This is a genomic window from Ureaplasma parvum serovar 3 str. ATCC 27815 (assembly GCF_000019345.1).
Taxonomy (GTDB): Bacteria; Bacillota_I; Bacilli_A; order Mycoplasmatales; family Mycoplasmoidaceae; genus Ureaplasma; species Ureaplasma parvum.
In genome coordinates this window covers 355974-369150 of the sequence record NC_010503.1, presented here as the reverse complement: position 1 = coordinate 369150, position 13177 = coordinate 355974, and the positions used below count along the sequence as shown (strand labels likewise).

Sequence of the window (13177 nt, the reverse complement as noted above, 5' to 3'; positions counted from 1 at the left end):
TAATATTAAGATAAATACAATAAAAAATTAATTAAAAAAGATAGGAGTATGACCCTATCTTTTTTAATAATATATGTGTGTCGCAATACTTAAACAAATGGTAATGATTAATAAAATAACACTAATGAAATAAAATAATCAAATAAACACATGATAGTATAATGATTCGTGCACGCCATTAATTCCAGTAATTCAACAACCTAATAAAAAAATAATTGGTAAATAAATTAAAGCAAAACCGATATAATCTAATATTTTAGTAATATTAACTAAGTATTTATTGAGATTAATAATAAAGCTTAATTGAATACTTAAATTATTTGAGTTAAAAAAATGTAGAATTAAACCAAAACCAATTGATAATAAAACTAAAACACCAAAAATAATTGATCAAGAAATAATCAAACCTGTTTTTTGTCGTAAATGTTTTTCTAATCAGTGTTGTTCTTTATTTTTATTTTGTTTTTTTAACATTGGATAATTAATTTTCTTGTTGTTTAATTTTTTTAAATAATTCATCAATATGATTAGCATAATCAATAGTTTCATCGATTACAAAGCGCAATTCCGGTACTTTATAACTAGTTCATTCCGCAGCTAATTTTGAACGCAATAAGCCACTAACTTTATTAACATTTTCTAAAACTTTAAGCATACTTTCGCGTTTATGAGCGTCTAAAAAAATCTTTGCTACTGATAAATCATTACTTAAACGCACTGCAGTTACACGTGCTAATTTTGCAATTTTATCATTAATTTCATTCGCTAACGCATTATTAATAACATCTTTAATTAAAGATTCTAACCTTGCAACTCGAACTTCGTTTGCCATATTTTATTTATTTAACCTCATCATGTTTCTTTTCAACTTTAATATAAACTTCAATAATATCGTTCTCTTTAATATCATTAAAGTTTGCAATTGTTAATCCGCATTCTTTATCAGCAATAACTTCATTAACACTATCTTTATTGTGTTGTAATGTCGCAATTTTTGAATTATATATAACAATACCATCACGTAAAACACGAACCAAAGCATTTCTTTTAATTTTACCATTAATTACTCGACAACCACAAATTGTTCCAACTTGACTGTGTTTAAATAATTTAAGAACTTTGGCTTCGCCAATCACTTCTTCAATAATAATTGGGTCTAATGTACCTTTCATTCATAATTCTAAATCTTCTTTAAATTTATAAATAATGTCATAATTCATAATTTGTACACCGACTGAATCAGCTAAATCTTTAATAATTCGACTAGCACGGACATTAAAACCAATAATTATTGCATCAGAAGTCTGTGCTAAACGCACATCACTTTCACTAATTGTTCCAATTGCACTCCGTATTAGTGTCGTAGTCACACCTTCAATGTTAATGCTACTAAAAATTCCTTTTAAAGCTTCAAGTGAACCTTGAACATCAGCTTTAATAATTAAATTAATATTTTTTAATTCACCATTAGCAATTTTTGTTCGAATATCCGAACTTTGTAACATTGCACGTTCTAAACGCATTTTCTTTTGTTTAACATCATTTGCTATTGCACGTGCTTGTTTTTCATCAGCTAAAGCTAAAAATTTATCACCGGCTGTTGGTACTTCTTCAAATCCAGAAACTTTAACAGGTTTTGAAGGTAATGCTATTTCAATTTCGTTGTCATATTCATCAAACATATTACGAATTTTTCCATATGTTGAACCAACAACTAAATAATCACCTTTTCGTAATGTGCCATTTTGAACTAACAATGTAGCAAGAGGACCATGACCTTTATCCAAATTTGCTTCAATTGTAGTTCCATAAGCTAAACGATTAGGATTAGCTTTGTAATTATTTAATTCAGCAATCAATAAAATTGAATCTAATAATTCAGAAATTCCTTCATTTTTCAATGCTGAGCCTTTAACAAAAACAACATCACCACCAAGCTCTTCAGCAACAATTTCTTTAGCACTTAATTGATTTAAAACTTTTTCAGGATTTGCTTCGTATTTATCCATTTTATTAACAAAAACAATAATAGGAACATTAGCAGCTTTAGCATGATCAATTGCTTCTTCAGTTTGCATTTTAATACCATCATCAGCAGCAACAACTAAAATCACAATATCTGTTAAATTTGCTCCGCGAGCACGCATTTCAGTAAAGGCTTCATGTCCGGGTGTATCAATAAAAGTAATTGCTCTATTGTCTTTTATAATTTGATAAGCTCCAATATGTTGAGTAATTCCTCCAGCTTCTGATGCTGTTATTGATGATTTACGAATAGTATCTAAAAGTGTTGTTTTACCATGATCAACATGACCCATAATTGTTACAATTGGAGCACGAGCAACCAAATCAATTTCTAGATCATCAAAATAAATATTTTCTAAAAGATTTTCAGTGTTAACATTCTTTTCAATTTTAAAATCTAAATCATATTCTAAACATAACTCACCAATTTGTTCTTCATCTAAAATAGTGTTTAAGTTATAAACAACACCTTTTTTGAAATAACGCATAATAATTTCGTTTGGACTTTTATTTAGTTTTGGTGCTAATTCTGAAATACTAAGAGGTGATGTGAAAACAAATGTACCATCAAAAACCCCAACATCAACTTTTTTAATGTGTTTTTTTACATCGATTGCTATCCGATTATCTTTCTTTTGTTTGATATTTTTTTTCGCCATATTTTTACCTCTTACTTATATTACTCTATATATTTTAAATTAATGATTGAATTAATTGCTCTAAAATCCGATAAACTTGTTCTTCGTTTTTAATCATAAAACGTTTTTTTAGAAATTGACACACCTTTTGAATGTTTGTATTCTTTTGAATCATTAAATAATACCCACGATGATAATTCAAACTAAAAATTAACTCACCGTTAATAATAACAAAGCGAACTAAATGATCTTTAGGATATTTTTCTTTACTAAAAACACAAGTTCTTTCATTAACTTTCATTGCCATAATATTTAAATTAGAATTTAAAATCTTCGAATCCTTCAAGATATTCTAATTGTGTTTCATCATTTTCACCATCTTCATCATTTGAAGAAACAACTTTTTTTTCTTGTTGTTTTAATGGGTGATTTAATTGGACATCTTGTTCAATTTTATCATCTTCTATACTATCAATTAAAGCTAACATTTCATCATTTGTGACATTTTTTTTATTAATTGATTCAATATTTCATGAACGATAAATTTTTTCATCAAATTTTTCGTATAAAATATTTTCTTCGAATGCTTGCTCAATTGTTTTTACATCAATATTTCATTCAGTAATTTTAGCAATTAAACGAATATTTGCTCCACCACGACCGATAACACTTGGTAAATCATCCTTGCTTACAATAGCAATTGCAGAACGTTGACCACTTTCATTTTCTTGAACTAAAAGTCCTTTTAATTTATCTAAACCAATGGCATTAGCAATAAAAATACGTTTGTCATCAGCATAACGAATAATATCAATACGTTCATTATTTAATTGTTTAGAAATTGACGTTATAGTTAAACCTTTATTTCCGACAACAACAGCAACTGGTTCAATATTTAATAAATTAGTGCTTACAGCTACCTTAGTTTTAAAACCAGCTATTCGAGCAATTTTTTTGATTTCAATATTTCCATTTTTAATATCAACAACTTCGCGTTTTAAAATTTCTTCAACTAATTCTGGCTCTGTTCTAGATAGTAAAATTGGCCATAAACGGCTTTGTTCTTTAACTTCTTTAATAAGAAAATCATAAGTTTCACCAACCTTAAACTTTTCATCACCAATACGATCTTTACGACTTAAATAACCTAATGTTTTTCATTGGTCATCTAGTTCAACTTTTACTCCAGTAATTTCATTACGTTGTTTGTTATAATTAACTTCTGCAACTTTTGCACGAATCATTTTCATTAAAGATGGTTTTCAAAAATCAGCTACTCTTTTATTATGAATTTCAGTAATTTTTTGACGCAATAAACTTCCAATTTGACCTACTTCAATACTTTTAAAATTATCAATTGAAATATGTTGTTTAATAAGATCGCCAATTTGAGCATTTGCATTGATTTTACGAGCATCATCTAATAAAATTTCAACAGCATCATCCAAACATGTTTCTAAATCTTCATTATGTACTTTTTCATTCTCAACGACCACTAAATTTCGAAAACAATTAATTGTTCCTTGTTTAAGATCAATATTTGTTTCAAAATTTTCACCAGGATGTGTTCGTAAATAAGCTTTTTCAAATGCTTCTTTAATAATTGAAGATAAAACTTCAAATTCAATTTCATTTTGTTTTGCTGTATCTTTAAAGTATTCAATAAATTCTTTTGATTTAAATGAGTTAGACATTTTTTATAACCTTTCATATAAATAAGAAATGACAACCCTAAGGTCGTCATTTCATTCACATTTTACTTATTGGTTAAATTATATCATAACATTCTAAATATTTTTTAAATTTCTAATTACGTTTACTTGCATCAGCAATATTTGATCTTCTTAAGATTCAAATTGCAATCGCTCACATTAATAAGAAAATGATAGCAACAATTAATAAAATAATTAAAAAATGTCACCAAATAAAACTAGTTGTTAATAAAACATTTAAACTATTAAATATTATTTCGCTAAATACTTGCATTACTACAATAACTAGTGGAATTGAAATAATTGATCCAATTATTAATGATGGTAAAAAAGCCATTAAAAATAACTTAGCATTCTTTAAATCACTATAACCAATATTTTTTAGTAATTTAGCGACTTTTAATGTATCAGACAATGAATTAATAGAAATTAAAACAAGTACTAATATAATAATAAATAATATTAAAAAGATCACAACAATTTCAACAGTTTGAATTGTTTTTGAAGCAGTTTCTAAAACTGCAAATAATACGTCAACTACTTCAACATTATTTAAAGTAGATGAATAAGTATCACGCCCATAAATACTGATTAGTTTATCAATTACCCATTCTGCTTGAGCTTGTTCATCTCTTAATCCTAAATAATTATGGTTGTCATCATAAATATTGCGTGCATCTAATTTAAGTTCATCAAAATTTTTATAACCTAAGGCTTTAGTTAAAGATAAGCGAGAGTTTAAAACTAATGATTTGGGATCTCATTTATTATTTAATTCATATGTAGTATATTTATCACTTAAAATATTTTTAATTAGATTAATAGTTGGTGCATCTTTTTTTCATGTTTCAGAAATAGGATATAGTCCCGAAGGTGAGTAAATAGAAATAATACGTGTTAACATTGCTGGATTATTTTTATTTGTAAAAATTCCATTGAAAGCACCATCGTATTCATCATAAAGTGATTTATCAGCATATGGCGAACTATGCATTCCTAAAATTTCAGCGGCATTTTTAATCCCTGTATAAATTTCGATCCCCTGATAAGTATCAATTATACCAACTACTTTTAAAGTGATTTGTTTTTTTATGTAATCTTTGGTATAACGATTTGTTTGATTATTAGCAACAAAACTAAAATGATCACCAATTTTTAAATTGTAATATTTGGCAGCTACTCGATTAATAATTGCTACTTGCTCATCATTTTTATTAAATAATAAATTATTAATCTGTTTTTTATTGGATAATAAATGCACTAACTTTGAATTCTTAATAATTCCAATAATTTTAGGATTTTTAGCTTCTTCATATTTTTGATTATTAATTTTATTAATCTGAGCATCAATTCAAATATAAGGTTCATCAAATTCGTTTAACTGTGTTTTATCATTTTTTGTTAAATAATCAAAACCTACCATATTAAATGTGATACCTGACCAAACATCTGCATACGATGGATTAATTGATGGATGAGTTAATAATACTAAATTAATAAAATCATTATCCAATTTAATAGATAATCCTGTTTTAATAGCATTTGTAGCTTTTGCTGGATCAATTCTATAAGAACGTTTAATGGGTTTTGGAGAATAAAGATAAATCTGTTGATTAATAATATTTTTAACTTGATAAGTTAAATCATTGATTTTAGTAACAACTATATCATTATCACTTTTAAAATTAATTTTTTTAATGATTTTATTTTCGTCATTTTTAAAAAGAATTTCATTATTAATTGCATTCTCTAATAATTCTTTTCTAACAATTGTTGCATTAAAATATTTTAATGGTAAATAATAATCAAAATCCCCTTCTGGATCAAATTTTAAAAAACGTGCTCTAAAATAAGAACTAAAAGTTTGATAAGTTAGTTTATGATAATTTTGTTTGCTATTACGTTCAAAATAAACTTCATCATAAATCAAATCATCATTTTTAAAAATATATTTTTTTAAATCATAATTTTGCTCATTAGGTTTTTTATAATAAATAGCACTAACAAAGTTTTGATCATCAATTGGAAAATTATTATCTTTAAAATTAATTATTCATTGATTATTTTTAAAAACCAATTTTCCATAAATATTTTTATAATTAAATAAATTATTATGCACGCGTACTAAAATTTCATACGTAACATGTTGATCTAAAAAAGACTTATTAAATCGTTTTAAATATGTATCAACAATACTCTTAAATGTAAAATAATTAAAATATTCATTAGGATCATAACTATTACGAATATTTAAAATATCATAAGCTAATTCATTAACACCTTTTTCAATTAATTGTTTCGAAAAAATGCTATGGTCATTAATTAATTTTGAACATCATTTTTTATAAGTTTCATTTAAAATTTGTAAATTATTTTCAGGTATTAAAGACTTTGTAATACTTCATGGATTACTTGAACTACCACTATTAACATCACCAATGCCAAAATTAAAATCTAAAAATTGCTTAACTTGAAAGGCATTAGCAATATAGTTTAAATCATAAATTCGACGCTGGTCATCTTTTGCACCAATTAACTTCAAATTCTGTAAATTTTTAAATAACGGTGAATTAATAAAATCTTTATAATCACTACTTTCATATTTCTGTGTCAATTCATGATTATCATTATCATTTAATGTAGAACCAATTTGATTTGTACTTAAAGAAATATATTGACCACCTTGATCTGTTGGTGTTATTAAATCAATTCCATAACGATATTTTTTTGTTTGTAATGTTGCATCTATAGTTTGTTTAATTTTACCTCTTGTTCCAGTTAAAAACATAATCGATCCAAATGATAAAGCAATCATAATTGAAAAAATAATAATTCTTGTAATTGATGAAAAAGATAGTGTAATTAAATACTTATTAAAACCACTAATATATTTAAATGGAAATTTAATTACATAAACAATTTTAGAAATTTTAAATGTTTCAGTTCCACGCATTAAATCAATTGGTGGTTTTCTTATTGATCAATAACCTAATCCAACTATTAAAATAAAAAACAACAAAAAAGGGAAAATAATAACTGTTATTAAAGCACCAAAATTAAAGTTTTCTAAAACTGTAGGAATTAATCAATAACCACTAAAAATATTAATTGCTAAATTTTGAGTAAAATAAGCTGTTAAATAACCGCATAATCCACCAATAACACATGGAATTAATCCAATAAAAGCAAAACTTAAAATGATTTTTCAACGAGGAACACCATTAGCAATAGAAATACCAATATTAATTTTATTTTGTGCTAAAAAACGGTTGATGATGATAACAATTACAAAAATTGTTAGAATCAAAATAAATAAAGTTATTAAAACACTAAAAGTTTGTATTGTGTTCGTAATTTTGTTAATGAAAACTAATCTTAATGGGCTTGGTGTAATATGATTATTAGTATCATCTTTTAAATAAGCAGCATCTAAACTTGTTGGTCAGTTCATGATAGCATCTTTTTTAATTTGATCATTTAAATTTTTAACAATTTTTTTTAAAATACTGATATCAACGGATTGATGCTTTTGATTTGTGATACGAATTTGTAAATTATTTTCAATTGGATTAGATCTAAAAGCATCGTAAATACGGGCATATCCATTTAAGTTAACATATACTAGTCCTTCTTTTTTTGGATTAGGAATAACAGAAGTGAATGAGATAATCGGATACATAAAATCAGGAGTAATACCACTATCTAAAATTAAATAAGGTGTGTTATCAATATGAATAATATATTTTTCATCCAAACTATTGAATCACTTTTCAAAACTTTGTTGTTCTTCGTGGTCGACTAAAGCTTTTTGTCATAAATACATTGGGTATTTTTGTTTGTTATGATTAGACAAAAAAGCACCTAAACCAACTAATGCGTATGCAGATTTAACATCAAAATAGACTGGAATAGGAATCCCTGCGGGTTCAAAACTAAAAGTTATTCGATGCCCTTTAACAATAGTATTAACATTACCATTTATACTTATACCTTTTTTTGATGGATATAACATTAAAATGAATTGTGTGCTAATCTCTTTTGCTTCTAAAATATCAAAATTAGCTTTGTTGTTTAATTTTATATTACCAATTAAAGGATCGTAATTTTTATCTTCTAGACTATATTCATAAGCTTTTTTAAATTTTTTATATAAATTATTGGTTTTTGATGGTCATGCACCATAAACAATATTTTTTAATAAATAAAGTCGTGCTTGTTGACTAATACTAACATCGTAATTATCAACTTTAGCTAATTTTACCAAATTACTTTTTTGTTTATTGTCTAATTCTTTTAAATTATTAATGACAAAACTGGCATTTAAAGTTTTAGTTTTGATTAAATCAATAACATCTACTTTAGCATTATTTAAAATCCCATATAAATCAATATCAGAAAAACTATTTTTAATCAAACGTTCACTTGTTTGTTTATCGAATGTATTAATCGTTTTACTTGTTGAATACTGAACAATTTTATAAGTAATATCATCTTTTGTCGAATTAACAATCAATGAATTAGAACGAGTTCAATCAAAATTCAAACCTTTTTGTGCATAAAAAACTTTTAATTCTTCTAAAAGCTTATTGAATTGAGCTTGTTTAATATCTTTTTGATCTTCAATATAACTTTCATTAACAGTTATATCATGTAATTTTTGTCTATTGACTAAGTTTGTATATGATCTTGTTAATGTTTTAGAAAGATTTGTTAACATACTAAAACTAAAGATTGACACAAACAATAAAAGGCAAAGACCTATAAAAGAGGCTTTGCTTTTTAGCAAATAACGATAGACATTCTTAATTAAATTTCTAAACATAATAATAATTTTAAGCAAAAAAATGTTTTTATCTTCTCTTTTTTTGTTTTCATTGTTTAAAATTATACTTTTCAATAAATTATTTTTTTATTATGTTTATAAAATTTATTAGAACATAAAAATAATTTTTAATGCTTTTTGATAATTAAAATTCTCTAAATTAATGAAATAAATTGATTTTAAAATTTAATTCATATGTTAAAAATTTTTAGTTTTTTAATTCATTTTCTTTTTCTAATAGATTATTTAAAAAGATCCGTAAATTTCTATCATGAGATAAAGTGGGGTAAGAACGACGTTTGTTTTTAATTTCAATAGGATGAATAATTTTATAATTTAATCAATAAACATGACGAATTGGGTCAAATTTTGAAACTAAAAATAAGTGTTTACTGTTAATTAAAAAACGCGAAGAAATTGTATTTCAATGATAATCTGTCAAATTAATAAACTTACAAACTCCTTTTTTATGACTATTAACAAAATCAATTTGAAGTTCATTATTTTTAATTTCACGAACAATTCCTTCAATAACTCTTAAAGGGTTTTTAAAATTATTAATATTTCTATTTTTTGAAAAATTTTTCATCTTCTATATCCTTACTATTTTTATTTCTATGTTAATGATACTAATTATTTCTAAGTATATTTTATTGGTAATCAATTATTTTTATCAAATATAAAATAAGACAAACATAATATAATTATAAAATATTAGTTAAGGATATTTAGATTAATAAAAAGGAGAGGTAGTATGAAATTAAATGTAACTATTGAAATTCCAAAGAACTCAAATATTAAATATGAATATGATCGTGCAACTAAAGAAATCATGGTTGATCGTATCTTACACGGTTCAATGGTTTATCCTCATAATTATGGTTTTTTAAAAGAAGCATTAGATTATGATGGTGACGAATTGGATGTTTTGGTTTTTGCTGATCAAGCATTCCAACCAGGAATTAAAGTACCTGCACGTGTTTTGGGCGCCATGAAAATGATTGATGGAGGAGAAACAGATACTAAATTATTGGCAGTTATTGATGTTGATCCTCGTTATAAACACATTAATAATTTCAAAGATATTCCATTACATTGATTAGCAGAAGTGCAAGATTTCTTTGAAAATTACAAAAACTTACAAAATAAAAAAGTTAAAATCTTGGGGTTTGAAGATGAAATATGAGCTCAAAAAGAATATGAAGAATGTGTTCTTTTAATGAAAGAATATGGCCATCTTAAAAAAGATGAATTTGTAACTAAAATGATGAAAGAACGTCCAGAAAAGTACATTAAATAATGCTTCAAAAAATCAAAAATTCAAATTTTTATATAATAATTAAAAAATTTAATCAATCACTTAGAAAAATAAATTTTTTTGAGAAAATTATTTTAAAAATAAACAATAAAAGCATTCGTGATTACTTTTTATCAATAACATCATTAGATGTAATTTTTTATAAAATAATTAATTTTATTATTGTTGCTTTAATTGTGCTATTATCAGGTTTTTTGGTTCGTGAATGAGCTATTGATTTAGTTGTCAAAACAAAAGAAACGCATCATGGTCCTATTTTTCATTTTACACTTAATAATGGGATTGCTCTTGGTAGAATTAATAACCATAGCGGAATTGTTTATACTTTACAATCAATCCCCATCATATTAGGATTTTTATCATTTATTTTTTTAAAAAATTCTTGTTATTATGTTCCATTGCTTTTTCTATTATTTGGCGGTTTAGGAAATATTATTGATCGCTCAATTCCAGAATTTGAATTATTCAATGCTTTACCAAATATATTTCACAATAGCCTTATAAATCCTAATAGTGTTGGTGGAGGCGATGATGTTATTAATGGTGTTGTTGATTATTGAAAATTTGTTAATAGTATAATTAATCTTTTTGATGTTTATATTGTTGTTGGTGTTTGTGTATTAGTTGTTATTTTAGTTATTAGATTTATTATCAAATGAAAAAATGATAGTGATAATCAAGACATTATAAAAAAAGTTGCCGATGAGAATGATTTAGAAATCAACGAAATTTCTAACAAACCATTCGGATATGATGACTTAAAAAAATCATAGCAATGAAAATACTATATTCTTTAATGTCGTCTCAACGCATCGATAAATTTTTAGTAGAAAATACTAATTATTCACGAACATTAATTAAAAAAATGTTAGACCAAAACCTAATATTAGTTAATGACAATTTTATTAGTAAAGCAAGTTATTTATTAAAAAAGAATGATTATATTCAAATCAATAACGAACTACCTATAGTGCAAGAGCAAAAAAAATTGTTACCGTTTGTATATTCATTAGAAATTATCTTTGAAGATCAGGATCTATTGATCGTTAACAAACCTTCTGGTATGTTAGTTCATCCAACTAGTTTTCATGAGCAAAATACATTAGCAAACGCTTTAAAATATTATTTAAAAACTGATAATTTTTATATTACACATCGTTTGGATAAAAATACATCTGGATTAATTATAATTTGTAAAAATCAAATAGCGCTTAATTCTTTGCAACAACAATTTATGCAAAAAACCATAAGAAAAAGTTATTATGCTATTGTTCATAATCGTTTTGATATGCAGCATTTGCATTTTATGATCAATGAGCCTATTGGCCATAGTTATCAAGATAAATTAAGAATGAAAACAGGCAATTCTAAAAATACTAAAGAGGCTATCAGTATCGTTAAAGTACTTGAGCAATATAAAAATACCGCCCTTGTTGAAGTAAGTATTATTACTGGTAGAACTCATCAAATACGGGTTCATATGCGTTATATTAATCACCCTGTTTATAATGATCCTTTATATGGGATTAGTAAACATACCACAGAATACGAGCAATACTTGCATAGTTTTTATATTAGTTTTAATCATCCATCCACTAATAAAAAAGTAGAATTTAAAATCAATATGCCAAAAGAATTTATGGAATTAATTAGAGAGTTAAAAGCAAATGAATAGTACATACCAATTGTTTATTGATGTTACATCAAGAAAATGTATTTTAGCAATTTATAAAAACTTTAAAATCCATACTAGCATTATTGTTGATACAAACAATAATCTTACAGATATTATTGTTGAACACCTTAATAATTTATTAAAAATCACTAACTTGCAATATCAAGATCTAGAAGCAATATATTTAAATACTGGTCCAGGATCATTTACTGGAATACGTGTTGGTGCTATTGTTGCTAAAACGATTTGTACAATTTTTAATAAAATTAAACTTTTTATTAATGATAGTTTAAATATTATAGCCAATGGTAAGAATGATGTTTTTGTTTATTTAGATGCTAAAGGTAATAAATCGTATGTAATAACTATTACTAATAATATTCAAAACGAATATAAAATTATTACTAATAAAGAATTACAAAATGAATTAAAAAATACATCATTAACAATAATTGATGCAAATCAAATTGACTATCATGATCTCATATATAACTTAAAATTTGATAATTTTAAGTTAACTAATATCTTAGATTTTAGATTAAATTATGTTAAAAAACCTCTTAATTAGACCTGCTGATCAAAAAGATTTGAATGATATTGCTATTTTTGAAAATAGATTTTTCTTAAATGATTGTTATTCGATGAGAAATTTAGAAGAAATTTTTCATAATTCAAATTATCAAATAATAATTGTTGAATATGAGCAAAAAAACATTGCTTATTTAATTTATATGAAGAGTGTTGATTTTAATGAAATTTTAAAAATTGGTGTTGATGAAAATTATCGTAATTTAAAAATTGGTAGTTTATTAATTGATTTATTAAAACAAAAAAAGCAAAACATATTATTAGAAGTAAGCGATCTTAATACAAATGCATTAAATTTTTATTTAAAGCATGGTTTTATAAAACAAAACATTCGCAAAAGATATTATGCCAATGGTTCTGATGCTATTTTAATGATTTGAAAATATAATCAAACATAAT

12 protein-coding genes are annotated in these 13177 nt (G+C 24.7%); 5 read left to right on the top strand and 7 right to left on the bottom strand.

Annotated features, from left to right (window positions below; all coding sequences use genetic code 4):
- Positions 1-63: 63 nt before the first annotated feature.
- The 7 genes from UPA3_RS01695 to UPA3_RS01665 form a co-directional block, all read right to left on the bottom strand.
- Positions 64-474, bottom strand: a complete 411-nt coding sequence (locus UPA3_RS01695) for a hypothetical protein (RefSeq protein WP_006688592.1) — start codon at positions 472-474, stop codon at positions 64-66.
- A 7-nt stretch (positions 475-481) separates the two neighbouring features.
- Complete coding sequence (gene rbfA / locus UPA3_RS01690) at positions 482-832, bottom strand: 30S ribosome-binding factor RbfA (RefSeq protein WP_006688602.1); 351 nt, start codon at positions 830-832, stop codon at positions 482-484.
- 7 nt (positions 833-839) lie between these two features.
- Positions 840-2684, bottom strand: a complete 1845-nt coding sequence (infB, locus tag UPA3_RS01685) for a translation initiation factor IF-2 (protein WP_006688753.1) — start codon at positions 2682-2684, stop codon at positions 840-842.
- A 34-nt stretch (positions 2685-2718) separates the two neighbouring features.
- Positions 2719-2970 (bottom strand): YlxR family protein, encoded by a 252-nt coding sequence (locus UPA3_RS01680; protein WP_006688432.1) that lies wholly within the window; start codon positions 2968-2970, stop codon positions 2719-2721.
- Positions 2971-2980: 10 nt separating this feature from the next.
- Complete coding sequence (gene nusA, locus UPA3_RS01675) at positions 2981-4357, bottom strand: transcription termination factor NusA (protein WP_010891732.1); 1377 nt, start codon at positions 4355-4357, stop codon at positions 2981-2983.
- A 112-nt stretch (positions 4358-4469) separates the two neighbouring features.
- A complete protein-coding gene (locus UPA3_RS01670) occupies positions 4470-9197 on the bottom strand; it encodes an FtsX-like permease family protein (RefSeq protein ID WP_010891731.1) in 4728 nt (1575 codons plus the stop codon).
- 208 nt (positions 9198-9405) lie between these two features.
- On the bottom strand, positions 9406-9786 hold the full coding sequence (locus UPA3_RS01665) for a hypothetical protein (RefSeq protein ID WP_006688533.1): 381 nt from the start codon (positions 9784-9786) through the stop codon (positions 9406-9408).
- 165 nt (positions 9787-9951) lie between these two features.
- On the opposite strand from UPA3_RS01665, the gene UPA3_RS01660 reads away from it, so the two are divergent.
- The 5 genes from UPA3_RS01660 to UPA3_RS01640 are packed head-to-tail and all read left to right on the top strand — an operon-like array spanning position 9952 to position 13176.
- A complete protein-coding gene (locus UPA3_RS01660; RefSeq protein ID WP_006688700.1) occupies positions 9952-10497 on the top strand; it encodes an inorganic diphosphatase in 546 nt (181 codons plus the stop codon).
- A complete protein-coding gene (locus UPA3_RS01655) occupies positions 10497-11288 on the top strand; it encodes a lipoprotein signal peptidase (protein ID WP_006689112.1) in 792 nt (263 codons plus the stop codon). Before UPA3_RS01660 ends, UPA3_RS01655 begins: the two co-directional genes overlap by 1 nt.
- Before the next feature lie 2 nt (positions 11289-11290).
- A complete protein-coding gene (locus UPA3_RS01650) occupies positions 11291-12190 on the top strand; it encodes an RluA family pseudouridine synthase (protein WP_010891730.1) in 900 nt (299 codons plus the stop codon).
- Positions 12183-12758: a tRNA (adenosine(37)-N6)-threonylcarbamoyltransferase complex dimerization subunit type 1 TsaB gene (gene tsaB, locus UPA3_RS01645; protein WP_006689124.1), complete on the top strand. Its 576-nt coding sequence runs from the start codon at positions 12183-12185 to the stop codon at positions 12756-12758. Before UPA3_RS01650 ends, tsaB begins: the two co-directional genes overlap by 8 nt.
- Positions 12736-13176 carry a GNAT family N-acetyltransferase gene (locus tag UPA3_RS01640; RefSeq protein ID WP_006688620.1) on the top strand — a complete coding sequence of 147 codons (441 nt, stop codon included), beginning with the start codon at positions 12736-12738 and terminating at the stop codon, positions 13174-13176. The genes tsaB and UPA3_RS01640 overlap by 23 nt, the downstream gene beginning before the upstream one ends.
- The last annotated feature ends 1 nt before the right edge of the window (position 13177 follow it).